General features: G+C 65.7%; 21 protein-coding genes and 1 riboswitch. Of the genes, 13 read left to right on the top strand and 8 right to left on the bottom strand.

Translation table 11 applies throughout. The annotated features are described in order from the left end of the window. Nucleotides 1-47: 47 nt before the first annotated feature. Nucleotides 48-677, bottom strand: a complete 630-nt coding sequence (locus Q7I88_RS02420) for a trimeric intracellular cation channel family protein (RefSeq protein ID WP_305097446.1) — start codon at nt 675-677, stop codon at nt 48-50. A gap of 167 nt (nt 678-844) precedes the next feature. Between Q7I88_RS02420 and Q7I88_RS02415 the strand changes: the two genes are divergently transcribed. The 3 genes from Q7I88_RS02415 to Q7I88_RS02405 all read left to right on the top strand — a co-directional run bounded on the left by Q7I88_RS02415 (nt 845) and on the right by Q7I88_RS02405 (nt 2,354). Continuing rightward, nucleotides 845-1,531: an alternative oxidase gene (locus Q7I88_RS02415; protein ID WP_305097445.1), complete on the top strand. Its 687-nt coding sequence runs from the start codon at nt 845-847 to the stop codon at nt 1,529-1,531. Nucleotides 1,532-1,674: 143 nt separating this feature from the next. Next, complete coding sequence (locus Q7I88_RS02410) at nt 1,675-2,031, top strand: hypothetical protein (protein WP_305097444.1); 357 nt, start codon at nt 1,675-1,677, stop codon at nt 2,029-2,031. Further along, nucleotides 2,031-2,354, top strand: a complete 324-nt coding sequence (locus tag Q7I88_RS02405; RefSeq protein ID WP_305097443.1) for a cupin domain-containing protein — start codon at nt 2,031-2,033, stop codon at nt 2,352-2,354. The genes Q7I88_RS02410 and Q7I88_RS02405 overlap by 1 nt, the downstream gene beginning before the upstream one ends. Before the next feature lie 430 nt (nt 2,355-2,784). Here the strand turns inward: Q7I88_RS02405 and Q7I88_RS02400 are convergent, their stop codons facing one another. After that, the gene (locus Q7I88_RS02400) at nt 2,785-3,060 is read right to left on the bottom strand and encodes a metal-sensitive transcriptional regulator (protein ID WP_305097442.1); all 276 of its coding nucleotides are present in this window, start codon (nt 3,058-3,060) and stop codon (nt 2,785-2,787) included. A 62-nt stretch (nt 3,061-3,122) separates the two neighbouring features. Here Q7I88_RS02400 and Q7I88_RS02395 point away from each other — a divergent pair, with 62 nt between their 5' ends. From Q7I88_RS02395 to Q7I88_RS02350, 10 genes are all read left to right on the top strand, one after another. After that, entirely contained in the window at nt 3,123-4,907 is a 1,785-nt protein-coding gene (locus Q7I88_RS02395) for a copper resistance system multicopper oxidase (RefSeq protein WP_305097441.1), read from the top strand. 224 nt (nt 4,908-5,131) lie between these two features. After that, the gene (locus Q7I88_RS02390; RefSeq protein ID WP_369426106.1) at nt 5,132-5,944 is read left to right on the top strand and encodes a copper resistance protein B; all 813 of its coding nucleotides are present in this window, start codon (nt 5,132-5,134) and stop codon (nt 5,942-5,944) included. A gap of 24 nt (nt 5,945-5,968) precedes the next feature. Next, nucleotides 5,969-8,314: a heavy metal translocating P-type ATPase gene (locus tag Q7I88_RS02385; RefSeq protein WP_305097439.1), complete on the top strand. Its 2,346-nt coding sequence runs from the start codon at nt 5,969-5,971 to the stop codon at nt 8,312-8,314. A gap of 223 nt (nt 8,315-8,537) precedes the next feature. After that, entirely contained in the window at nt 8,538-10,097 is a 1,560-nt protein-coding gene (locus Q7I88_RS02380) for a carotenoid oxygenase family protein (protein ID WP_305097438.1), read from the top strand. A gap of 8 nt (nt 10,098-10,105) precedes the next feature. Beyond that, a complete protein-coding gene (locus tag Q7I88_RS02375; RefSeq protein WP_305097437.1) occupies nt 10,106-12,157 on the top strand; it encodes a PQQ-dependent dehydrogenase, methanol/ethanol family in 2,052 nt (683 codons plus the stop codon). Between the two features lie 210 nt (nt 12,158-12,367). Continuing rightward, nucleotides 12,368-12,461: riboswitch (glycine riboswitch) on the top strand. 153 nt (nt 12,462-12,614) lie between these two features. After that, complete coding sequence (gcvT, locus tag Q7I88_RS02370) at nt 12,615-13,790, top strand: glycine cleavage system aminomethyltransferase GcvT (protein ID WP_305097436.1); 1,176 nt, start codon at nt 12,615-12,617, stop codon at nt 13,788-13,790. After that, on the top strand, nt 13,790-14,161 hold the full coding sequence (gcvH, locus tag Q7I88_RS02365) for a glycine cleavage system protein GcvH (protein WP_305097435.1): 372 nt from the start codon (nt 13,790-13,792) through the stop codon (nt 14,159-14,161). The genes gcvT and gcvH overlap by 1 nt, the downstream gene beginning before the upstream one ends. A gap of 92 nt (nt 14,162-14,253) precedes the next feature. Further along, on the top strand, nt 14,254-15,615 hold the full coding sequence (gene gcvPA, locus Q7I88_RS02360) for an aminomethyl-transferring glycine dehydrogenase subunit GcvPA (RefSeq protein ID WP_305097434.1): 1,362 nt from the start codon (nt 14,254-14,256) through the stop codon (nt 15,613-15,615). Continuing rightward, the gene (gcvPB, locus tag Q7I88_RS02355) at nt 15,612-17,168 is read left to right on the top strand and encodes an aminomethyl-transferring glycine dehydrogenase subunit GcvPB (protein ID WP_305097433.1); all 1,557 of its coding nucleotides are present in this window, start codon (nt 15,612-15,614) and stop codon (nt 17,166-17,168) included. The genes gcvPA and gcvPB overlap by 4 nt, the downstream gene beginning before the upstream one ends. Before the next feature lie 56 nt (nt 17,169-17,224). Next, nucleotides 17,225-17,743, top strand: coding sequence for a CcdC protein domain-containing protein (locus Q7I88_RS02350; RefSeq protein ID WP_305097432.1), 519 nt, complete (start codon nt 17,225-17,227; stop codon nt 17,741-17,743). Nucleotides 17,744-17,747: 4 nt separating this feature from the next. On the opposite strand, the gene Q7I88_RS02345 is transcribed toward Q7I88_RS02350, so the two are convergent. The 6 genes from Q7I88_RS02345 to panC form a co-directional block, all read right to left on the bottom strand. Then, nucleotides 17,748-18,677 (bottom strand): electron transfer flavoprotein subunit alpha/FixB family protein, encoded by a 930-nt coding sequence (locus Q7I88_RS02345; RefSeq protein ID WP_305097431.1) that lies wholly within the window; start codon nt 18,675-18,677, stop codon nt 17,748-17,750. Further along, entirely contained in the window at nt 18,677-19,423 is a 747-nt protein-coding gene (locus Q7I88_RS02340; RefSeq protein ID WP_305097430.1) for an electron transfer flavoprotein subunit beta/FixA family protein, read from the bottom strand. Before Q7I88_RS02340 ends, Q7I88_RS02345 begins: the two co-directional genes overlap by 1 nt. A 10-nt stretch (nt 19,424-19,433) precedes the next feature. Further along, on the bottom strand, nt 19,434-21,464 hold the full coding sequence (locus Q7I88_RS02335) for an acetyl-CoA carboxylase biotin carboxylase subunit (RefSeq protein WP_305097429.1): 2,031 nt from the start codon (nt 21,462-21,464) through the stop codon (nt 19,434-19,436). After that, nucleotides 21,464-23,617, bottom strand: a complete 2,154-nt coding sequence (gene scpA / locus Q7I88_RS02330; protein WP_305097428.1) for a methylmalonyl-CoA mutase — start codon at nt 23,615-23,617, stop codon at nt 21,464-21,466. Before scpA ends, Q7I88_RS02335 begins: the two co-directional genes overlap by 1 nt. Before the next feature lie 135 nt (nt 23,618-23,752). Beyond that, on the bottom strand, nt 23,753-24,178 hold the full coding sequence (gene mce, locus Q7I88_RS02325; protein ID WP_305097427.1) for a methylmalonyl-CoA epimerase: 426 nt from the start codon (nt 24,176-24,178) through the stop codon (nt 23,753-23,755). Nucleotides 24,179-24,231: 53 nt separating this feature from the next. Then, the gene (gene panC / locus Q7I88_RS02320; protein ID WP_305097426.1) at nt 24,232-25,113 is read right to left on the bottom strand and encodes a pantoate--beta-alanine ligase; all 882 of its coding nucleotides are present in this window, start codon (nt 25,111-25,113) and stop codon (nt 24,232-24,234) included. Between the last annotated feature and the right edge of the window lie 51 nt (nt 25,114-25,164).

The raw sequence follows: 25,164 nt of genomic DNA, 5'->3' as shown, positions 1-25,164 counted from the left end.
CGCCACCACCTTGCTGCGACGATCGTCCGAGCGAGCTCGTGCGTCGGTCAATGGCGGGTCGGGGGGAGTGACTTGTAGCGAGGTAGAGACCAGCCGAAAGCAAGGGCTCCGGCACGCAGGCCGAAGCCGGTCACAAGCGCGAGCCCTATCGCGACGTGGCGGGACGCCCCCGCCGTTTCCAACCCGACATAGCTTGCCGCAGCGAGCACGGCGGCGGTCACGTAGATTTCGCGGGAGAAGATGATGGAGTCCTCCTTTCCCAGCACGTCGCGAACGATCCCGCCGAAGCAGGCTGTGATAACGCCCATCGTGATCGCCACCAGCGGGTCTTCACCGAGATTCATCGCCTTCTCGGCGCCAGCCGTGGCGAAGAGTGCAAGACCCAGTGCGTCGAGCCAGAGGATCAGCCGGTAGCGAGAACTCGCAAGGTGGGCGGTGAAAAAAACCGCGACCGAAACTGCGATGCACACGGCGAGATACTGCGGCCGCTCCAGCCAAAGGACCGGGTGAACATCGAGAAGGAGATCGCGGATCGTCCCACCGCCTATCCCCGTGACGGTGCCCAGCAAGACAAAGCCGATGACATCCATCTGGTTGCGCGAGGCGACCAGCGCACCGGTTATCGTGAAGACCACGACTCCGACCCAGTCGAGCAGGACAAGACTGCTTTCGAACATGACTTTCCTCGCTCCGAACGACGTTCCCGAAGTGCGCCCCCCTGGTTCATTCGCGCGCCATAATGTGCACGGCCGTTGCAAGTTTCGCACGTGCTATAAATAGGTAAATTATGTACGTATTTATCCGCTTCGAAGCTGCCGATCCCCAGTCCAAAGGATTTCACACCATGGCCGACATCCCACTCGTCGACACCGCCGTTCATCACAAACCGATCGACTTGCGGGATAACTTCGCCTTCGGCTTCACCAAAGTGCTACGCTTCTGTGCCGACACCTTCTTCGCCAAGCGCTACGGGCACCGCGCAATCGTCCTCGAAACCGTCGCAGCCGTTCCCGGGATGGTCGGCGCGACGATCAACCACCTGAAGTGCCTGCGCCGCATGTGCGACGATAACGGATGGATCCGCACCCTGATGGAGGAGGCGGAGAACGAACGCATGCACCTGATGACATTCATCGAAGTTGCTCAGCCGACAGCGTTCGAACGCCTCGTGATCCTTGGCGTGCAGTGGCTCTTCTACGTGGCATTCTTCGCGCTGTATCTCGTCAGCCCGCGTACGGCGCACCGCATCGTCGGCTACTTCGAGGAAGAGGCGGTGATCAGCTACACGCTGTACCTGTGTGAAATCGACGAAGGCCGCAGCCCGAATGTCCCTGCGCCTGCAATCGCTCGTCACTACTGGAAACTTCCGGACAACGCGACGCTGCGCGACGTGGTGCTGGTCGTGCGCGCCGATGAAGCGCATCACCGCGACGTTAATCATGGCTTCGCAAGTCAGCTCGCCGGCGATGCTCCCGCGATGAAAGCGGCCGCATACCCCGAGCATGCCGGCGACATTCGTTTGGCGGCGTAGCGGGAACTAAGCTAGGAACCGTGTGTGCCCCGAGGAGGGCACGCATGGGCTCGCAACCACCCGGCGCCGGATCACCCGCTTATCTCCTCCAGCGCTTCGCAGACTTGCCGATATGCACACAAGCCAGCACGGAGGTTTCGAAAGTGACGCACGAGTACGACGATCCGATAACCCCAGAGACCATCGAACAGGCTGCGCAACTTGCGTTTTCCCGCTGGAAGGAGGGGGCGGACGGTTTGCTCTTCGACCATGTCGAAGGCGCCGTCCATGATACCTTTTGCGGCTGTGCGATAGGCATCCAGGACGCGATCGAGGGCGGCAAGTCGGGCACTCATCTGGTGATGGAAGAAGCGGTCAGAACTCGTGTTGCCGAGCTCGACCGCGACCTTCGCAGCTGGGACGAGGTCGACGAAGCGTCCGATCAGTCCTTCCCCGCGAGTGATCCGCCGGCCTGGACCAACGGACGGCCGGCAAAACGGCAAGCCCCAAAGGAGCCCTGATGGCACTGCATCATATCCAGCCAACTGAAATCGCCCACCTCAACGAAGCGGGCGAAAACGGGTCACGCCACCGCGCGCTTGTGAAAACGAGCCAGTTCGAAGCCATGCGGCTGTTGCTCGCGGCGGGCGAAGAAATCCCCGAGCATCAGGTCGCGGGGTTTGCGACAGTCCACTGCCTGCACGGGTCCGTCGTACTCGTGCTGGGCGACAAATCAGTAACGATGACCTCGGGCGATTGGCTCTACCTCGATCGCGGGCAGCGGCATTCGGTCAGGGCAAATGACGATGCCGGCCTGCTCGTTACCATTATGCTCGATAAGTAGCCCTCAATCTACGGCTCAGCGCGAACCAGCGGTCGCAGCCAGCTATTGTCGGAGCTTGCGGTGGCTTCTCGAGGGACGAGTTCAAGTCCGCAGCTGCCATCGGCGCTACCTTGAACGAAGGGCTGCTTTCGGGACCGCGGATTTATCGGAATGACCGGGATTGGGGCGCAAACCGGACGCTACCGATCACTTTCGGACTGATTCGGAAATCGTCGACCTGCAAACGCGATTCCCACTCTCGGAATCTGATCCGTTTTCATTTTGTTCGTGATGGTATCGCTGCTGGATCGAAGTCTGACGGGTTCAGATAGGCAAACAATATCAATTCCTTGTTGGTCCTATTCGTTTCCCGCTACCCGCTCCAGCCGCCCATCCACGATTTCCCGGCCGACCTTGATGAACGAACCCTCAAAAGGGCGACGCTACGCGTTCACTTTCGTGCGCGCTCCATAAGCTCGATAAGTTCGTTGAACTTCGCACGCTGTTCTGCCTCGCTTCCCGAAGCGATGGCTTCCGCGACGCAGGTAGCGGCGTGATCTTTGAGAACTTCGCTTTCGACTTTGGCCAACGCCGATTTCACCGCCTGCAGCTGCGTGAGAACGTCGATGCAATAGCGGCCGTCTTCGATCATCTGCGCGATACCACGAACCTGGCCCGCAACGCGGTTCAACCGGTTCACCTTGGCCCTTGTGTTCTCGCAGCTCATATCCGTTGCCCTTGATATACCCCCATGGGGTATTTAGAATGGCGCCGAGGAGTTTGCAAGAAATGCGCGATTCGTTGCCGCTTTCCCGCCGGGGTGTGATTGCGGGGTCGGCATTCGCCGCGTTGACTTCCGGTCTGGCGATGCCGGCTTGGGCTCGCGGAATTCACGAGGGAACACTCGCCCGCAAAGGTAGCGACGTGCTTTCGGGCGAGCACCTGACGATGACCGTTGCCGAGGCGCGCTTCCGCACAGGTGGACGGGTCGGTCCCGCGGTTACCGTGAACGGAACCGTCCCCGGCCCGTTGTTGCGGCTCAAGGAGGGACAGGACCTCACCGTCGATCTCGTCAACAACAGCTCGGAAGGAACCTCGATCCACTGGCATGGATTGCTGGTGCCCTTCCTGATGGACGGGGTGCCGGGAATCACGATGCCAGCGGTCTTGCCGGGCGAAACCTTTCGCTATCGATTTCCCATCCGCCAGGCGGGCACATACTGGTGGCATGCGCACACGCTGCAGGAGCCGATGGGACATTACGGCCCGATCGTGATCGATCCGGCCGAGCCGGACCCGGTCGCCTATGATCGCGAATACGTGCTGATGCTGACGGACTGGTCGCCGATGCATCCGCACGAGATAATCAAGAAGTTGAAGGTGGCCGACGCCCCGTTCAACTTCAACAAGACCACCTGGACCGACGATTATCCGCTCAGTCGCAAAGAGCGCCTGATGTGGGCGCGAATGCGAATGATGCCGACCGACATCTCCGACGTCACGGGATCGCTCTACAGCTACCTCGTCAATGGACACGGACCCGACGACGGGCTCGAACTCGGTTTTGCCACGGGCGAGAAGATCCGGCTGCGGATCATCAATGGGGCGGCCATGACGTTCTTCAACGTTCGCATTCCTGGCCTGCCGATGACCGTGATCGCCGCTGACGGGCAGAACGTCCACCCTGTCGAGACCGACGAGTTCCAGATCGGCGTTGCCGAGACATACGATGTCATTATCGAGCCTGACGGCGCCGACGCCTTCGCATTCGTCGCGGAGGCGATGGATCGGTCGGGCATGGCGGTAGCTACGCTGGTGAGTCGTCCGGGCGCGAAGGCAGAGGTTCCCGCTCTGCGAGAAACCCCGCTGCTGACCATGGCGGATATGGGCATGAACCACGGCTCGGGCGGGAGTGCCGGCGGCTCGATGGCCGGGATGGACCACGGGCCGGCGCCCGGGTCGGGCCAAGGCGGCGCTGCGCAGCCGATGACGATGTCAGGCGGCATGAACATGCGCGACACCTCGCTGCTGCCGCCGAACGTCAAGGTCGGACCGGGGCTCGACATGGTCGCGATGAACCCCGTCGATCGGACTGATTATCCCGGCCTCGGCCTCGACAATGTCGATCACCGGGTGCTGACCTACCGACAGCTCGTGGCGGCCAAGCCCAATACCGACGCCCGAAGTCCGACGCGGCTGAAGGAGATTCACCTCACCGGCGACATGGAACGCTACATGTGGTCGTTCGACGGCAAGAAGTTCTCCGCGGTGAGTGACGATCCCATCCGCTTCGCCTATAACGAACGCGTGCGCGTGAAGCTGGTGAACGACACCATGATGGCGCACCCGATCCACTTGCACGGCCACTTCGTCGAACTTGTGAACGGAGCTTCTGTAGGCCGTCAGCCGCTCAAGCACACCGTTGTGGTGCAGCCGGGCGGGAGCGCCACGTTCGACCTGACCGCGAACGAGCCGGGCGACTGGGCTTTCCACTGCCACCTGATCTACCACATGCACACCGGCATGTTTCAGGTGGTGACCGTTCGTCCGCTGGACGGCGGAGAAGGCCGATGAAGCGCCTGGCTTTCTTCGTCTTTCTGCTGGCCGGTGCAGCGCCTGCGGCTGCGCAGATGCAGGACCACTCGGCGCATCGGACGCCGCCCGCTCAGGGGCAGCCGTCGCCGGCGTCCGGGCCCAGCGCCACGCAATCGGATCACGGCGCAATGCACCAGTCGCGGTCTAAGACGTCTTCAGCCCACGAGCCCCGGTCTGGCCATTCGGCGACCGATCATGTGCAGATGAACGCTCCGGCGACCGACCATTCGGAAATGGACCACGCCGCCATGCCGGCCACGGAAGAGACCATTCCGCGAGGGCCGCCGCCTCCCGAGGCGTTTGCGGGACCGCTTCACGCGGCGGATGATCGATGGGGCGCCGACGTGATGAATTCCTCGCGCATAGAGGTCATGCGCGGCGTCAGCGGGATGCCGGTGTTCTGGCTCCAGGGAGATCGACTCGAGTACCGTGCCCGAGAGGGTTCGGATGCCTACCTCTGGGACGCCCAGGGATATTATGGCGGCGACTACGATAAGTTCTGGTTCAAGAGCGAGGGTGAGGGGCGTTTCGGCAAGACGCCGGAGAGCGCCGAAGTGCAGGGCCTGTGGAGCCACGCGATCGGGCCATGGTTCGATTTGCAAACCGGGGTGCGGCAGGATCTGACCGGTCCAGCGCGGACACATGCGGTGATCGGCGTTCAGGGTCTCGCGCCCTATCTGTTCGAGGTCGACGCTGCTGCCTTCCTGTCCAACAAAGGCGATCTGACCGCTCGCGTCGAAGCCGAGTTCGACCAGCGGATCACGCAGCGGCTTATCCTTCAGCCGCGCGCTGAAGTCGCGCTATCCGCGCAGGACGTGCCAGAACTGGGGATTGGTTCGGGCCTCGACCGGATAGAGGCAGGTTTGCGCCTGCGGTACGAGTTCAGCCGCCAGTTCGCACCCTACATCGGTGTGGAGCAGGAATGGCGGCTCGGCAAAAGCGGCGACTGGGCCCGGACTGATGGAGAGGACCCGAGCACGACCAGCTTCGTCGCGGGCCTGCGCTTCTGGTTCTGAGGAAATTTGCGAAGGACGGGTGAGATGCACGATCATTCCCAATGCGGCCACGGGCCATCGGGGCTTGAAGCGGGAACCGCGATCGATCCGGTTTGCGGCATGGAGGTCTCGATCGAGGGCGCCGAGCATGTCGCAACAGTCCGCGGCGCGACGCACTACTTCTGCTCCGCCGGCTGCAAGACCAAGTTCGTGAACGATCCCGACCATTATCTTTCAGGATCGCACAGGAGGCAGCCCGAGGACCTTCCGCAAGGCACTGTCTACACCTGCCCGATGCACCCGGAAATCCGGCAGACGGGCCCGGGATCGTGCCCGATTTGCGGCATGGCGCTCGAGCCTGAGACCGTCAGCCTCGATGCAGGGCCTGACCCCGAGCTGGTCGACATGACTCGGCGCTTTTGGTTCGCCCTCGTCTTTACCGTGCCCCTTTTCCTATACGCGATGAGCGACATGGTCGCGATCGTCGACCTTGATCGGATCGTCGATCCGGCGTGGGTGCAGTGGATCCAGCTCGTCCTGGCGACGCCGGTTGTCGTGTGGGGCGGCTGGCCGTTCTTCGAGCGCGCGTGGCTGTCACTCAAGTCGCGCAACCTGAACATGTTCACGCTCATCGGACTTGGCGTGGCGATCGCATATTGCTTCAGCCTCGTCGCGACCCTTGCGCCGCATCTTTTCCCGCCAGCTTTCCGCGACCATTCCGGCCGCGTCGGTGTGTATTACGAAGCCGCAGCGGTCATCACCGCGCTGGTCTTGCTCGGACAGGTGCTGGAGCTCAAGGCGCGTGGTTCGACCTCCAGCGCCTTGCGAGCGCTGCTCGAGCTCGCTCCGCCCAGCGCGATAAAGATCTTTGGCCCCGGTGAAGAACGCGAGATCGCGCTCGACGAAGTTCGCGAGGGCGATCGACTGCGCGTGCGCCCGGGCGACAAGATTCCGGTGGACGGCGTGATCGAGGAGGGTGCGAGCAACGTCGACCAATCGATGATCAGCGGAGAGCCGGTGCCCGTCGCCAAGACTGCCGGAGATCCGGTGATCGGCGGCACGGTAAATCAGACCGGCGGCTTCGTAATGAAGGCAACCGGCGTCGGTTCCGACACGATGCTGTCCAAGATCGTGCAGATGGTGGCCGAAGCGCAGCGCAGCCGTGCGCCAATCCAGCGTGTCGCCGACACCGTCGCCGGGTGGTTCGTTCCGGCGGTCGTCGCGAGCGCGATCGCTACCTTCATCGCCTGGACGATCTGGGGACCCCCACCTGCCTTGGCCTATGCCCTGGTCAACGCGATTGCAGTGCTGATCATCGCCTGCCCCTGCGCGCTCGGTTTGGCGACCCCGATGTCGATCATGACAGGCACAGGCAAGGGCGCGCAACACGGCATCCTGATCCGCAATGCGGAAGCGCTCGAAACCCTCGAGAAGGTCGACACGCTTGTCGTCGACAAGACCGGGACTCTGACGCAGGGAAAACCCGATCTTGTGGCGGTATCTCCGTATCGTGACAGCTCGGAACAGGATCTACTGGCGATCGCCGCCGCGGTGGAGAAGGGTAGCGAACATCCGCTCGGGGCGGCAATAGTCGCCGGAGCGGCTAAGCGCGGGCTGGCCCTGCCCGAGGCCACTGACCTATCCTCGATCACCGGAGAAGGCGTCGAGGCGGACGTGGACGGGCGCCGCGTTGCAATCGGCAACGAGAAAATGATGAAGCGCGTCGGCATCGCGGACTCGGCATGGCTCGCTTCGGCCGAGAAGGGCCGGAGCGAAGGGCAGACTGTGATGTTTGTCGCAATCGGGGGCAAGCCCGCTGGCCTCCTTGCCGTAGCCGACCCGATCAAGCCGACGACGCCCGCGGCGATCGCGGACCTCCACCGGCGCGGCGTCCGCATCGTCATGTTGACGGGCGATAGCCGCTCGACTGCCGAGGCCGTCGCGCGACAGCTCGGCATCGACTCGCTCGAGGCAAATGTCTCGCCGGAAGAAAAGAACCGCAAGATCATCGCGCTCAAAGGAGAGGGCCGCACAGTGGCGATGGCGGGTGACGGCATCAACGACGCTCCGGCGCTCGCGGCCGCCGACGTGGGGATCGCCATGGGCACCGGTACCGATGTCGCGATCGAGAGCGCCGGCGTGACCCTGGTCCGCGGCGACCTGCTCGGCGTCGCCCAGGCAATCGCCCTTTCGCGAGCGACGATGCGGAACATCAGGCAGAACCTGTTCTTCGCATTTGCCTACAACACCGTCGGGATTCCGGTTGCCGCGGGCGTGCTGTTCCCGACCTTCGGGTTGCTGCTCAGCCCGATGATCGCTGCCGCGGCCATGAGCCTCTCTTCGGTTTCGGTGATCGGCAATGCGCTTCGATTACGGCAGCTGAAGCTTTGAAGACTGCCGGGGGGCGCGGTATTTGCGGAGGGCCGATTGCGAGTGCGATTCCCACCACCCGCGCCAACCGTCTTCAGCCCCCTGCGCCGCGGCGCTGAGGCCGCCCCCGTATGCTATGCCAACGACCACAGGATTCGACGTTTCCGCACGGCGCCGGGCGTAACGGCGCTTGCAAAGCTTTTTGCATGTGACAAGAATGCTGCCCAGACGGGAGAGGATTTACATGACGGACAGGACTGACGGACCAAGCCTGGGGCGGCGCTCGTTCCTTGGCGGAGCGGCGACACTCGGCACCGGGGCGGCGCTGCTCGGCAGCGGCGGGCCGGCGCTCGCCTACGAAGGTCCGGCGCCGCAGGTCGATTTCCCGGCCGACCCGCGCGCCTTCGGGGGCGGCCCGGCCGGCACCAACAGCCGCGCCGAGATCGATCTCTACGATTGCGAAGTCGAAGGCTCGCTGCCCAGCGACCTCGACGGGGTGTTCTACCGCGTCGGGCCCGACCCGCAGTATCCCAAGCCCGACAAGTACGCCGGCGACATTCCGTTCGACGGCGAGGGCCACGTCTCGATGTTCCGCATCAAGGACGGTCACGTCGACTACCGCACGCGCTACGCCCAGACCCAGCGCTGGAAGGCCCAGCACGAGGCGCGGCGCAGCCTCTTCGGAATGTACCGCAACCACATGACCGACGATCCGAGCGTAAAGGGTCTGTCGCGCGGGACGGCCAACACCCAGCTGTTCGTCCACCACGGCAAGCTGCTGGTGTTCAAGGAGGACAGTCCGCCCGTGGCGATGGACCCGCTCACCCTCGAGACCACCGACGACTACTACACCTTCGGCGGCAAGCTGCAGAGCCAGACCCACACCGCGCACCCCAAGATCGACCCCTACACCGGCGAATACCTCTCGTTCGGCTACGAGGCGGGCGGGTTCCTGTCGAAGGACGTCAATGTCTTCTCCGCCGACCGGCAGGGCAACATCAACTGGTCGGTCACCGTCGAGGCGCCCTATGCCGGGATGATGCACGACTTCGCGATGACCCAGCGCCACGTCATCCTCTACCTGACCAACATGGCCGCCAACCTGCCGCAGATGGAACGCGGCGGCGTGCACTTCGCCTACGATTCGAAGCTGCCCTGCTATCTCGGCATCATGCGCCGCGGCGGCGACGGCAAGGACATCAAGTGGTTCACCGGCAACAGCCTGTTCTGCACCCACGTGATGGGCGCGTGGTCCGACGGCGACAAGGTCACGGTCGACATGGACGGGGGCGAAGCGAACCAGTTCCCGTTCTTCCCCAACGTCCACGAGCCGTGGGATCCGGTCAAGGCGACCGGCTATATCCGCCGTTTCACCGTAGATCTGGCCAGGAAGAGCAACGACACCTTCCAGGTCGAAACGATCTTCCCCGAGGTTACCGGTGTGCTCAGCCGCCAGGACGACCGCTTCCACACGCTGCCCTATCGCTACGGCTATCTGCAGGGGAACGGCGGCTGGTGGATGATCGACCACGGCGACAAGACCACCCGGCAGCTCAGCGTGCCCGACTACCGGCTTTCGGAAATGACCTTCGTACCGCGCAAGCCCGACGCCGACGAAGGCGACGGCTACCTGATCGGAATCGGCTCGAGCGTGAAGGAAGCCGGGCGCAGCGACCTGATCCTGTTCGACACCAAGCGTCCGGCCGATGGGCCGATCGCGCGGATCAAGATGCCGTTCAAGGTCGTCGGCCAGGTTCACGGCTTCTGGGCTGGCGCGCAGGACATCCCCGGGGCTTCGGCCTGAGACCGCGGATGCGAGCGCTTGCCGTCTTAACCGCCGCCGCCCTGCTGGCGGCTGCCGGGCCGGGCGCGGCCGGGGTCGCCGATGCGCGCCTCGCCGCGCCGGCGCCGGGCGAATGGATCTCGACCGGCCGCACCTACGCGGAAGAGCATTACAGCCCGCTCGACCAGATCAATGCCGGCAACGTCGGCCAGCTCGGCCTCGCCTGGTACGCCGACCTAGCGACCGACCGCGGCCAGGAAGCGACACCGCTGGTCGTCGACGGGGTGCTCTTCGACGTCGAGCCGTGGAATATCGTCACCGCCTACGACGCGGCGACCGGCAAGAAGCTGTGGAGCTACGACCCGCACGTTCCGCTCAAGTTCGGGCGGCTGGCCTGCTGCGACATCGTCACCCGCGGGCTCGCGGCGTGGGGCGGCAACATCTATGTCGCCACGCTCGACGGCCGCTTGATCGCCCTCGACGCAAAGAGCGGCCAGCCGGTCTGGTCGGTGCTCACGGTCGACAACGCCTGGCCTTACACGATCACCGGGGCGCCGCGGGTCTACGACGGCAAGGTGCTGATCGGCAACGGCGGGGCCGAGCGCGGCGTGCGCGGCTACGTCACGGCCTACGACGCGGCGACCGGCGCGCAGGCGTGGCGCTTCTACACCGTGCCGGGCAATCCGGCCGACGGGTTCGAGAACGCGGCGATGGCGATGGCCGCGAAGACCTGGACCGGGGAGTGGTGGAAGGCCGGCGGCGGCGGCACGGCGTGGGACGCGATGGCCTACGATCCCAAGCTCGGCCTGGTCTATATCGGGGTCGGCAACGGCTCGCCCTGGGCGCAGAAATGGCGCAGCCCGGGCGGCGGCGACAACCTGTTCCTCGCCTCGATCGTGGCGGTCGACGTCAAGACCGGCGAATACCGCTGGCACTACCAGACCACGCCGGGCGAGGAATGGGACTACACCGCGGTCCAGCCGATGATCCTCACGGATCTGGTGATCGACGGGAAGAAGCGGCAGGTGCTGATGCAGGCGCCCAAGAACGGCTTCTTCTACGTTCTCGACCGCAAGACCGGCGAGCTGCTCGGCGCCAGGAACATCGTGCCGATCAACTGGGCCAGCGGCGTCGACATGACAACCGGCCGGCCGATCGAGAACCCGCAAGTGCGCTACGGCGAGGACCCGGTCCTCGTCTCGCCGGCCGCCGGCGGGGCGCACAACTGGAACCCGATGGCGTTCAGCCCGAAGACCGGGCTGGTCTATATCCCGGTGACCGAAACCTGGATGAGCTATTCCGCTGCGCCGAGCTACGATCCGGCCAAGGGCGGGCTCGGCACCAGTTTCATGGGCGCCGGGGAAGAACGCAAGCGACAGGCGGAATACGCCGATGCCCATTCGAAGGGCTGGCTCATGGCCTGGGATCCGGTCGCCCAGCGCGAGGTCTGGCGCACCCCGAACGAGCAGAAGGGCAGCGGCGGCGTGCTCGCCACCGCCGGCAACCTCGTGTTCCAGGGCAAGATCGGTACGACCTTCGCCGCCTATCGCGCCGACACCGGCGAGAAGGTCTGGGAGATGCCCGTCCAGCAGGTGCCGATCGCCGCGCCGATTTCCTACATGGTGGACGGGGTGCAATACATCGCCGTCAACGCCGGGTGGGGCGGCGGCCTCGCCCATGTCGAAAAGGCCAGTTACTCCAAGCTCGTTCTCGGCAAGCCGCGGCTGCTGGTGTTCAAGCTCGGCGGCACCGCCAAGCTGCCGCCGATGCCGGCCGAGTCTTTCGCGGTGCCCGAACTGCTCCCGCCGCCGAAACTCGAAGCAAGCGCCGAAACGGTGGCGCAGGGGGAGGCGCTCTATGCCGAGCACTGTTCGCTCTGCCACGGCGCCGCGGCGCGCGGCGGGGTAAAGGACCTGCGGCACATGGCGCCGACGACGCACGACGAATTTCTCGACATCGTGCTCGGCGGCAAGCGCGCCAAGAACGGCATGGCGAGCTTCGCCGACACGCTCGACGAGGCGCAGGCCAAGGCCATCCACGCCTACCTCATCGCCCGGGCCAACGAGGACTGGGAGGGATAGCGAGCCCTTCCTGGCCCAACCCCGCGCCAGCCGGCCCGGACTTGTTCCGGGCCGGTGCTCGCTCTTCCAGCGCCAATGCCGAAAGAAGGCACAACCCCGGACCAGGTCCGGTGTGACAGGGGACACCAAGACTCTCTGCTAGGAATCCTCTTTCCGATTGACCGAAGGAAAGTTTCGCGCGAAACGACTGTGCCCGCCGGGGCATGCCCCGGCCGGACCGCGAGAGAGCGCAGCGGACGTGTCCGCTGCCGCCGAAGGAGCAACCGCCCCGGAATCTCTCAGGCGAATGGATCGCGGGGTCGGCAGGGCACTCTGGAAAGCGTCTTCGCCGTCCACGCGGAGGCCACCGACGGTGTAAGTGCCGCGACAGCGGCGCCAGGCTCTCAGGTTTCCCGACAGAGGGGGCAATGGTTCAGAGGCCCATCCCGGGCATCGCCGCCGACTGTCGGGACGTAAGATGAGCGAAGACCAGGCCCCCGCAACCCTCGAAAAGCTTCCGCTCGATGCCTGGCACCGCGCCCACGGCGCGCGCATGGTCGGTTTCGCCGGCTACGCTATGCCGATCCAGTACGAAGGCATTCTCGCCGAGCACGAATGGACCCGCAGCCACGCCGGGCTGTTCGACGTCAGCCACATGGGCCAGCTCATGGTCACCGGTGCCGGCGCGGCCGCCGCGCTCGAAGCCTTGCTTCCGGCCGACGTCTCGTCGCTCAAGCCCGGCAAGGTGCGCTATTCGCTGCTGCTGGGCGAGGACGGCGGCATTCTCGACGATCTGATGGTCACCAATCTTACCCGCTGGATCGAAGGCGACGAGGAGGCGGGCACCCAAGGGCACTGGGGCGAACCGGCCTATTACCTCGTCGTCAACGGTGCGACCAAGTGGGACGATATCGGCCACTTGCGCGAGTTCCTGCCCGACGAGATCGGCCTCAACCATCTCGACGAGCGCGCGCTGCTGGCTTTGCAGGGGCCCGATGCGGCGACCGCTCTCGAGCGCGCGATGCGCGGGATTACCGCCGATTTCGGCTTCATGGAGGCCAAGCGCTGGGCCTTCGGCGAGCTCGATTTGATCGTCACCCGCTCGGGCTATACCGGCGAAGACGGGTTCGAGATCTCGGTCGCTGCGAGCCAAGCCGAACAGCTCGCCGGGCGGTTGATGGCCGAGCTGGAAATCAAGCCGGCCGGTCTCGGCGCGCGCGATTCGCTGCGGCTCGAGGCCGGGCTGCCGCTCTACGGCCACGACCTTTCGGATGAAACCGACCCGGTCAGCGCCGGGCTCGCATTCGCCATCGGCAAGACGCGGCGCAAGACCGGCGGCTTTCCCGGCGCCGAACGCATCGACAAGCTTCTCGAAGAGGGTACGCCGACCCGCCGCGTCGGCCTCGCGCTCGAAGGCCGCATGGCCGCGCGCGAAGGGGCCGGCGTCTTTGCGGGGGACCGCCAGGTCGGCACGGTTACCAGCGGCGGCTTCGCTCCAACGCTCGGGCATCCGATTGCGATGGCTTACGTCGACGCTGCCCATTCGTCTGAGGGCACCCAACTCGAACTCGAAGTGCGCGGCAAACGCTTGCCCGCCCGGGTCGTCCCGATGCCTTTCGTTCCGCACCGCTATTTCCGCAAAGGAGCCGCCTGATGCCGCGTTACTTTACCGAGGACCATGAATGGATCGATGTCGACGGCGACGCCGCCACCATCGGCATCACCGACTATGCGCAGGAGCAGCTCGGCGACATCGTCTTCGTCGAGGTCCCCGCGGCCGGCGACAGCCTTGCCAAAGGCAAGGAAGCCGCGGTGGTCGAGAGCGTCAAGGCGGCGAGCGACGTCTATTCGCCGGTCAGCGGCATCGTGACCGAAGGCAACGCCGCGCTCGAGGACGACCCCGCGCTGGTCAACACCGCGCCCGAGACCGACGGCTGGTTCTACAAGCTGACGGTGTCCGACGCCGCGGAGCTCGAAGGCCTGATGGACGAGGCGGCGTACAAGGATTTCGTGGCCTCGCTCTGATCGTCGTCCCAGCGAAAGCTGGGACCGCTCTCGGCAAGGCAAGACATTGCTGCAACCGATCCCGGCTTCCGCTGGGATGACGAAAGTTGGATATGCGCTACCTCCCCCTCACGGACACCGACCGCGCGGCGATGCTCGATGTCATCGGCGCGCCGACCATCGATGCCCTGTTCGCCGACGTTCCGGCCGAGCACTATCTCGATGGCCCGATCGACGGCCTGCCCCCGCACGCCAGCGAGATGACGGTCGAGCGGCACATGCGCGCGCTCTCCAAGCAGAACCTTGCGGCAGCCGACGCGCCGTTCTTCCTCGGCGCGGGAGCCTACCGCCACCATATCCCGGCGAGCGTCGACCACCTGATCCAGCGCGGCGAGTTCCTCACCGCCTACACGCCCTACCAGCCCGAAATCGCCCAGGGCACGCTGCAGATGCTGTTCGAGTTCCAGAGCCAGGTCGCGCGGCTGCTGGGCTGCGCGGTGGCCAACGCTTCGATGTACGACGGCTCGACCGCGTGCTGGGAAGCGATCGCCATGGCCGGGCGGGTGACCAGGCGCAGCAAAGCAATCATCTCCAACGGATTGCACCCGCACTATGTCTCGACCGCGCAGACGATGGCCAAGTTCGACGGTCACCAGGTCGACTACGCACTGCCGACGCTGAGCGCCGAGACCGATTTCGCCGCGCTGGCGGATGCCGTGGACGGCGAGACCGGCTGCGTCGTGGTACAATATCCCGACATCCTCGGGCGCATCGGCGACATGACCGCGCTGGCCGATGCCTGCCGCGAAGCGGGCGCGCTGCTCGTCGCGGTGGTGACCGAGCCGGTCGCGCTGGGGGCGCTCAAATCGCCCGGCGAGATGGGCGCCGATATCGTCGTCGGCGAAGGCCAGGCATTGGGCGTCGGGCTGCAGTTCGGCGGGCCCTATCTCGGCCTGTTTGCGGTGCGCGACCCGAAGCACGTACGGCAGATGCCCGGGCGGCTGTGCGGCGAGACGGTCGATGCCGAGGGCAAGCGCGGCTTCGTCCTCACGCTCTCGACTCGCGAACAGCACATCCGCCGCGAGAAGGCGACGAGCAACATCTGCACCAATGCCGGCCTGTGCGCGCTGGCCTTCTCGATCCACATGACGCTGCTCGGCGAAAAGGGCCTGCGCGCGCTCGCGGCCGAGAACCACCGCCTCGCCTGCCGGACAGCCGACCGGCTCGCGCAAGTGCCGGGGGTGGAGGTGCTCAATACGGCGTTCTTCAACGAGTTTACCGTGCGCCTGCCGGTCGAAACCCGCCCGCTGGTGCGCGAACTGGCGGAGAAGGGCGTGCTCGCGGGCGTCTCGCTCGGCCGCCTCTACCCCGATGGCGAAGGGCGCGAGAACGGCATCGTGCTCGCCGTGACCGAAACCGTGACCGAAGAGGATATCGAGGCCCTGGCCTCCGCCCTGCAGGAGTGCCTGGCATGAACGCGCCCAACACCAGCGGCTGGAAGCCGGGAACGCCCGAAGCGCCGGAGGGGGCGAGCGGGATCGAGACCGTGACCGGCAACCGCGGGCTGATGCTCGAAGAGCCGCTGATCTTCGAGATCGGCGGGACCGGCACTTGCGGTGTCGACCTTCCCGAGCCGTCCTCCGGCGCGAACCGCCTCGGCGGTCTGGGCCGCGCCGAAAGCTTCGGCTTGCCCGGCCTGTCCGAGCCCGAGACCGTGCGCCACTACACGCGCCTCAGCCGCCAGAACTATGCCATCGACTGCGGCATTTTCCCGCTCGGCTCCTGCACGATGAAGCACAACCCGCGCCTCAACGAGAAGATCGCGCGCATGCCCGGCTTCGCCGATCTGCATCCGCTGCAGCCCGAATCGACGGTCCAGGGCGCGCTCGGGGTGATCGACGAACTGGCGCACTGGCTGGTCACCCTCACCGGCATGGCGGGGGTGGCGATGAGTCCCAAGGCCGGCGCACACGGCGAGCTGTGCGGCATCCTCACCATCCGCGCCGCGCTCGAGGCGCGCGGCGATGCCCGCTCGGTCATTCTCGTTCCGGAGAGCGCGCATGGCACCAACCCGGCGACCGCCGCCTTCGCCGGCTACCGGGTCGAGAACATCCCCGCCACAGCCGCCGGTCGGGTCGACCTGGGTGCGCTTGTGGCGCGTCTGGGTGCCGATGTGGCCGCGGTAATGATCACAAATCCCAACACCTGCGGGCTGTTCGAGCGCGAAATGAAGGCGATTTCCGACGCGGTCCACGCCGCCGGGGCCTTCGTCTACTGCGACGGCGCCAATTTCAACGCCATCGTCGGCCGGGTCCGACCGGGCGATCTCGGCGTCGATGCCATGCACATCAACCTGCACAAGACCTTCTCCACCCCCCACGGCGGCGGCGGCCCGGGTTCGGGGCCTGTGGTGCTGAGCGAAGCGCTGATGCCGTTCGCGCCGCTTCCCTTCGTCCGCAGGTCCGCCGCCGGACTCGAACTGATCGAGGAGGAGGACGGCACCGATGCCGCACCGCAGAGCCTAGGCCGATTGGCCGCCTTCCATGGCCAGATGGGCATGTTCACCCGCGCACTGGCCTATATCCTCAGCCATGGAGCCGACGGGCTGCGGCAGGTCTCGGGCGACGCCGTGCTCAATGCCAACTATATCCTCAGAAGCTGCGAGGACGTGCTCTTCGCGCCCTTCGGCGCCAGCGGGCCGTGCATGCACGAGGCGCTGTTCGGCGACAAGGGATTTGCCGAGGAAATTGCCACACTCGATCTCGCCAAAGCATTGATTGACGAGGGGTTTCACCCGATGACCATGTACTTCCCGCTGGTCGTTCACGGGGCCATGCTGGTCGAGCCGACCGAGTGCGAGAGCAAGGCGACGCTCGACCAGTTCATCCTCGCGCTGCGCTCGGTCGCCGAACGCTGCCGCGCGGGCGACGAGAGCCTGCACCAAGCGCCGCAACTCGCTCCCCGCCGCCGCCTTGACGAGACGCTGGCCGCGAGGAAGCCGGTGCTGGCGTGGGAGGAAGCGGAGTAGGCAGCACTCCGATCACGTGTTAGCCTTGCTGCCCGGACAGCAAGGGGTTCGCGTCAATGCAGAATCAGGCCGCACAGCCCGGCGGGCTGATAAGCTACATCGTCCCGATCATCGTCGTCATCATCGTCATGGCGCTGCGGATGCGGCGGATGCGCAATTTGCGACCTCTCCGGCTCGAGACGCTGTGGATCGTCCCGGTGCTCTACGGCGCGGTGGTGACGATGCTGTTCGTCACCCACCCGCCCACGGTGGTGGGCTGGGCGCTAGTAGCGGTCGCGCTGCTCGCCGGCGGAGCGCTCGGCTGGCAGCGGGGCAAGCTGATGGAGATCCACGTCGACCCCGAGACCCACGAACTCGGCCAGAAGGCTTCGCTCGCGGGGATGCTGTTCCTCGTCAGCCTTATCGCCGTGCGCTATGTCGCACGGATGGTCGGCGGAGATTTTCACATGGACGTCAATGCGCTGGTCAACACGCTCGCCGCGCTAGCGCTCGGCATGTTCACCATGCAGCGGATCGAGATGTACCTGCGGGCAAAGCGGCTGCTCGAGGAGGCGCGGGCGAGCCGCGCCTCCTGAACGCTTACAGCTTCTCGGTCAGCTCCGGCACCGCCTGGAACAAGTCGGCGACGAGGCCGATGTCGGCGACCTGGAAAATCGGCGCGTCCTCGTCCTTATTGATCGCGACGATGGTCTTGGAGTCCTTCATGCCCGCAAGGTGCTGGATCGCGCCCGAGATGCCGATCGCTATGTAGACCTCCGGCGCGACGATCTTGCCGGTCTGGCCGACCTGGTAGTCGTTCGGGACGTAGCCCGCATCGACCGCCGCGCGGCTCGCGCCGATCGCCGCGCCGAGCTTGTCGGCCAGCGGGGTGATCAGCTTCTCGAAGGTCTCTGCGTCCTTCAGCGCCCGGCCGCCGGAGACGACGACCTTGGCGCTGGTCAGCTCGGGCCGCTCGCTCTCGGACACTTCCGCACCGACGAACGTCGACAGACCCGCATCGCCGGGGCCGCTGACGTCCTCGATCGCAGCGCTTCCGCCTTCCGCATCGGCCTTGTCGAACGCGGTGCCGCGCACGGTGATGACCAGCTTGGCATCGCTCGATTCGACCGTGGCGATGGCGTTGCCGGCGTAGATCGGGCGCACGAAGGTCTTTTCGCCCTCGATGCCGATGATGTCGGAAACCTGCATGACGTCGAGCAGCGCCGCAACGCGCGGGGCGATGTTCTTGCCGGTAGTCGTGGCGGGTGCGAGGAACGCGTCGTGGTCGCCCATCAGCTCGACGATGAGCGGCGCGACGTTCTCGGCCAGCTGGTGCTCGTAGGCGCCATCGTCGGCGAGGTGGACCTTGCCGACCCCGGCGATCTTCGCGGCAGCCTCGGCCACCTGCTTGCAGCCACTGCCCGCGACGAGCAGATGGACTTCGCCCAATTTGCCCGCGGCGGTAACCGTGGCGAGCGTCGCGTCCTTCAGGTGCTGGTTGTCGTGTTCGACGTAAACGAGGGTCTTCATCAGGCGACTCCCAGGGCTTTGAGCTTGGCGACGAGTTCGTCGACGCTTTCGACCTTCACGCCGGCCTGCCGCACGGGCGGCTCGGAAACGTTGGTCACCGTCAGCCGCGGGGTGGTGTCGACGCCGTAATCGGCCAGGCTCTTGGTATCGAGCGGCTTGGACTTGGCCTTCATGATGTTCGGCAGCGAGGCGTAGCGCGGCTCGTTGAGGCGCAGGTCGGTGGTGATCACCGCCGGCAGCTTGAGGCTCTCGGTCTCGAGACCGCCGTCCACCTCGCGGGTAACCTTCACCGCGTCGCCTTCCACCTCGACCTTGCTGGCGAAGGTGCCTTGCGGGCGGTCCATCAATGCGGCGAGCATCTGCCCGGTCTGGTTGCTGTCGTCGTCGATCGCCTGCTTGCCGAGCATGACGATGCCCGGCTGTTCCTCGTCGGCGATCGCCTTGAGGATCTTGGCGACGGCCAGCGGCTCGACGTCGTCATCGGTCTGCACCAGGATCGCCCGGTCGGCGCCCATGGCCAGCGCGGTGCGCAGCGTTTCCTGTGCCTTGGCCGGCCCGATGCTGACGGCGACGATCTCTTCGGCCGCGCCCTTTTCCTTCAGTCGGATCGCTTCTTCGACCGCGATCTCGTCGAACGGGTTCATGCTCATCTTCACGTTGGCGAGATCGACCCCGCTGCCGTCCGCCTTCACGCGGGGCCGCACGTTGTAGTCGATCACCCGCTTCACGGGCACGAGGATCTTCATGGCGTTTCCTTCACTCCAGTTCGAGGATCACCTGGTCGACCGCCAGGCTGTCCCCCTCGGCTGCGCGCAGTTCGGCGACCGTTCCGGCCTTCTCCGCCCGCAGGATATTTTCCATCTTCATCGCTTCGACGGTCGCCAGCGGCTGGCCGGGTTCGACGTCATCGCCCTCTGCCACATGCAGCGAAACGAGCAAGCCCGGCATCGGGCAGAGCAGGAACTTCGAGAGGTCCGGCGGGACCTTCTCGATCATGTGTTTGGCCAGCGGCGCCACCGAGGCGGGCAGGACCAGCGCAAGATGCGTGGCACCGCGTGTCGTGATCGCCCAGCGAACGCCGTCCCTGCGTACAATCAGGCCGAGGGCCGTTCCGTTCCCGCTCGCCGTCGCGGTCGCGTCGCCCGGCTGCCAGTCGCAGGTGCCCTCGACCCTGTGGCCGTCGACCATGGCGTGGCCTTCGTCCAGCGTGACCGCGAAGCGTTCGCCGTCCATCTCGACCGACCAGTCGCTCATGTTGCCCGGCGCGCCGTTGAGCGTGCCGCTGGTCTTCGCCGCGCGGGCGCGGGCGCTGCATTCGATCCCGGCGGCAACGGCCGCCAGGGCGCGCAGCGTCTCCTCGCTTGCCGGGGCGCCGTGGAACCCCTCGGGATATTCCTCGGCGATGAACCCGGTGGTCAGCTCGCCTGCCAGGAACCGCGGGTGTTGCATGATCGCGCTGAGGAAGTCGACGTTGTGGCCCAGCCCCTCGATGCGGAAGGCGTCGAGCGCCTCGACCTGCAGCGCGGCGGCCTCGTCGCGCGTGGGCGCCCACGTGACCAGCTTGGCGATCATCGGATCGTAGAACATCGACACCTCGCCGCCCTCGGCCACGCCGTCGTCGAGCCGGACATACCCTGCGTCCCCCTCCCCTGAAGGAGAGGGGGAGAAGGGCGCCTGGTGGAATTTCGCCTCGGGTGGATCGTAACGGACCAGCCGCCCGGTGCTCGGCAGAAAGCCGCGATAGGGATCTTCGGCATAGACGCGGTTCTCGATCGCCCATCCGTTTATGCCGATGTCGTCCTGCCCGAAGCCGAGCTTCTCGCCGGCGGCGACGCGGATCATCTGCTCGACCAGGTCGATCCCCGTGATCGCCTCGGTTACCGGGTGCTCGACCTGCAGCCGGGTGTTCATCTCGAGGAAGTAGAAGCTCTCGCCGGTCGGGTCCGCCCCACTGACGATCAGCTCCACCGTGCCCGCGCTGTAGTAACCCACCGCGCGGGCGAGGGCGACGCACTGCTCGCCCATGGCCTTGCGCATTGTCGGCGTGACGAAGGGGCTGGGGGCCTCCTCAACCACCTTCTGGTGGCGGCGCTGGATGGAGCACTCGCGCTCGTTGAGGTAGAGGATCGTGCCGTACTTGTCGCCGAGGATCTGGATCTCGATATGGCGCGGGTTCTCGATGAATTTCTCAATGAAGACCCGGTCGTCGCCGAACGAGTTCAGCCCCTCGCGCTTGGTCGCCTCGAACCCCTCGCGGACGTCCTTCTCGGAATACGCGAGCCGCATGCCCTTGCCGCCGCCACCCGCGCTGGCCTTCATCATCACCGGATAACCGATTTGGTTCGATATCTCGACAGCATGATCCGTATCGGCAATTTCGCCGACGAAACCGGGGACGACGTTGACTCCCGCTTCCTTCGCCAGCTTCTTCGATTCGATCTTGTCGCCCATCGCCGCGATCGCACCCACCGGCGGGCCGATGAAGGCGATCCCCTCGGCCGCGAGCGCCTCGGCGAAGCTGGTCCGCTCCGACAGGAAACCGTAGCCGGGGTGCACCGCCTCGGCCCGCGTCGCCTTGCACGCGGCGATGATCTTGTCGGTGACGAGATAGCTCTCGGAAGCCGGCGCCGGGCCGATATGCACCGCCTCGTCGGCCAGCTGCACGAACGGCGCACGCGCATCGGCGTCGGAATAGACCGCCACCGTCGCAATCCCCATCCGCCGCGCGCTGCGGATTATGCGGCAGGCGATTTCCCCGCGATTGGCGATGAGGATCTTGGAGAACATTATTTGGCCGCTTCCTTCGTGACGTCTCCTGCCGGCGGCATGTTGTGGCCGAGCAGGCGCAGTAGGTCGGCGGCTGCCTCGACGACATTGGTGCCAGGTCCGTAGATGCCCTGCACCCCCGCCTCGCGCAGGAAGTCGTAATCCTGCGGCGGGATTACCCCGCCGGCGACGACCTTGATGTCGGCCCGCCCGGCATCGCGCAGGTGTCCGATCAACTCGGGAATCAGCGTCTTGTGCCCGGCGGCGAGCGAGCTGGCCCCGACCGCGTCGACGTTTTCGGCCAACGCCATGTCGGCGGTCTCGCGCGGGGTCTGGAACAGGGGGCCGGAGAGCACGTCGAAGCCCATGTCGGCAAAGGCGCTGGCTATGACGTTGGCGCCGCGGTCGTGCCCGTCCTGCCCCATCTTGGCGACCATGATCTTGGGCTTGCGGTCGAGCCGGCGGCCGACGGCCTCGACCCCTTCGACCACCTGGGCGAAGCGTTCGTCGCCGGCGTAGGCCTTGGCATAGACGCCCTTCACCGGCGTCGGCACGGTGTCGTAGCGGCCGAACGCAGCCTCCATCGCCGACGAGATCTCGCCCAGGGTAGCGTTGGCGCGCGCGCATTCGACCGCGAGAGCGAGGAGATTGCCGTCGCCCCTTGCGCCCTCGGCCAACGCGTCGAGCGCCGCATGGCACTTCGCCTCGTCGCGGCTTTCGCGGGCCTTTCGAATGCGGGCGATCTGGCCGTCGCGGACCTTGTGGTTGTCGATGTCGAGCGTGTCGATCGGGGCGTGTTCGTCGAGCACGTACTTGTTGACCCCGACGATCACCGTCTCGCCGCGATCCACCGCCGCTTGGCGTGCGGCAGCCGCTTCTTCGATCGCAGCCTTCGGCGCGCCGCTGGCGACGTAGGCGGTCATGCCGCCCGCGGCGTCGACCTCGGCCATCAGCGCACGGGCCTCCTCGACCAGCTTCGCGGTCAGCGCCTCGACGTAATAACTGCCGCCGAGGGGGTCGACGACGTTGGTGATTCCGCTTTCCTCCTGCAACACGAGCTGGGTGTTGCGCGCGATCCGGGCGGAAAAGTCCGTGGGCAGCGCCAGCGCCTCGTCGAGCGCGTTGGTGTGCAGCGACTGCGTCCCCCCGAGTACCGCAGCGAGCGCCTCAACTGTCGTGCGGATCACATTGTTATAGGGGTCCTGCTCCTGCAGCGAAACGCCGCTGGTCTGGCAGTGGGTGCGGAGCATCTTCGAGCGCTCGGCCTTCGCGCCGAGGCCGTCCATCACCTCGTACCACAGCGTGCGCGCGGCGCGCAGCTTGGCGACTTCCATGAAGAAGTTCATGCCGATGCCGAAGAAGAACGACAGCCGCCCTGCGAAGGCGTCGATGTCGAGCCCGGCTTCCATCGCGCGCCCGGCGTATTCCTTGCCGTCGGCGATCGTGAAGGCGAGTTCCTGCACCGCCGTCGCCCCGGCCTCGTGCATGTGGTAGCCGCTGATCGAAATGCTGTTGAACTTCGGCATGTGCGCCGAGGTGTAGGCGATGATGTCCGACACGATCCGCATGCTCGGCGCAGGCGGATAGATGTAGGTGTTGCGGACCATGAACTCCTTGAGGATGTCGTTCTGGATGGTCCCGGAAAGCTTGTCAGCCGACACGCCCTGTTTTTCCGCGGCGACGATGTAGAACGCCATCACCGGGATCACCGCGCCGTTCATCGTCATGCTGACCGACATCTGGTCGAGCGGGATGCCGGAGAACAGAATCTCCATGTCCTCGACCGTGTCGATCGCCACTCCCGCCTTCCCGACATCGCCGACCACGCGCGGGTGGTCGGAATCGTAGCCGCGGTGGGTCGCGAGGTCGAAGGCGACCGACAGCCCTTTCTGCCCGGCGGCGAGATTGCGGCGGTAGAAGGCGTTCGATTCCTCGGCGGTCGAAAAGCCGGCGTACTGCCGCACCGTCCACGGGCGCCCGGCGTACATGCTGGCCTTCACGCCGCGGGTGAACGGTGCGAAACCGGGCAGGCCGGGCCCCTCTGCCGGAGCGTCCTCGGCGGTGTAGAGCGGCTCGATGGCGAACCCCTCCGGCACGTGCCAGGTCAAGTCGCGGCCCTTGACCTCATTGTCGGCGAGATTGCGCCAATCGTCCTTTGTCGCCTTTTCAGCCATGAACACTTTTCCCGAAACCGTCATGCTGAACTCGTTTCAGCGTCCATCGCGCCGGTTGGCCTGACCTGAGCGAGGGAAGAAATGGACCCTGAAACAAGTTCAGGGTGACGAAGGAAGAGATTCGCACCGAACGCATCAGTGACTGGCCTTCGGAGTTTCCATGATCTCGGTGAGGATGCCGCCCATGTCCTTTGGATGAACGAAGAAGATCGGGGTTCCGTGCGCGCCGATCCGCGTGGGGCCGAGGATGCGCTTGTCCATGGCCTCAAACTCGCTCCGTGCGCTCGCGATGTCGGGCACCTCGAAACATAGGTGATGCTGACCGCCCAGCGGGTTCTTGGCGAGGAAGCTGCTCACCGGGCTCTGGTCCGACAGCGGAGCGAGCAGTTCGACCTGCGTGCCGCCGTTCGGGGTGTCGATAAAGCACACCGTCACGCCCTGCTCGGGCATGTCGAACGGTTCGCATACTTGCGTCGCGCCCATCGTGTCACGCCAGAACGCGATGGCCGCGTCCATGTCCGGCACCGCGACGCCCACGTGATTGAGGCGGCCGAGTTTCATTGAGCTGGCTGATCCTTAACTTGGTTTCGTGCGCAACTAGTCGAACGCTCCTCTCAGGACAAGTCAGACACCCTTCCTGCGGTTCCATCAACCGGCATGTTGTCGATCAGCCGGGTGCCGCCGATCCGTGCGGCGACGAGCAGGCGGGCGGGGCGCTCACCCAGTTCGGCCAGTGGCGCAAGGGTCGCCGCGTCGGCCAACTCGGCGTAGTCGACGCTGGAAAACCCGGCCTGCAGCAGGTGCGCTTCGAGCGCGGCGAGGGTGGGGGCAACGGCGCTGCCCGCCCCGATCGCCGCGATTGCCTCGCGCATCGCTTGCGGCAGCGCGGCGACGCTCTGCCGGTCCTCTGGCGAAAGGTAGCGGTTGCGGCTGGAAAGGGCGAGGCCGTCCGCCTCGCGCACCGTCGGCACCCCGTAGATTGCCTCGGCCCGCGGCAGCACGAGATCGAGGTCGCGGGCCATACGCCGAATCACGGCGAGCTGCTGCCAATCCTTCTCGCCGAACACCGCGAGGTCGGGGCGAACCTGGTTGAACAGCTTGCACACCACCGTCGCTACCCCGTCGAAGTGGCCGGGTCGCGAAGCGCCGCACAGGCCCTCGCTGACCCCGCTGACCGAGACGGTAGTGGCAAATCCCTCGGGATAGACCTCGCAGACGGGGGGCGCCCACAGCAAGTCGACGCCTTCGTCTTGCAGCAAACGCGAATCCTCGGCGAGCTGGCGCGGATAGGCGCCCAAGTCTTCGTTCGGGCCGAACTGTGCCGGGTTTACGAATATCGATACAACCACCGATGCGGCCTTCCCCCTGGCCTCGCGGACCAGCGTCAGGTGGCCTTCGTGCAATGCGCCCATCGTCGGGACCAGCGCCACCGCGCCGCGAGTGCGTAAGCTGTCCACAGCTTCGCGGAGCTTTTCCAGCCGTTCGACGGTTTCCACTTGGCTACCCCTTAGACTAAGACTCTGACAGACAAGGCAGCCCTAGCCGCC

This window comes from Croceibacterium aestuarii (genome assembly GCF_030657335.1).
GTDB lineage: Bacteria > Pseudomonadota > Alphaproteobacteria > Sphingomonadales > Sphingomonadaceae > Croceibacterium_B > Croceibacterium_B aestuarii.
This window is presented reverse-complemented; position numbering and strand designations above follow the sequence as displayed.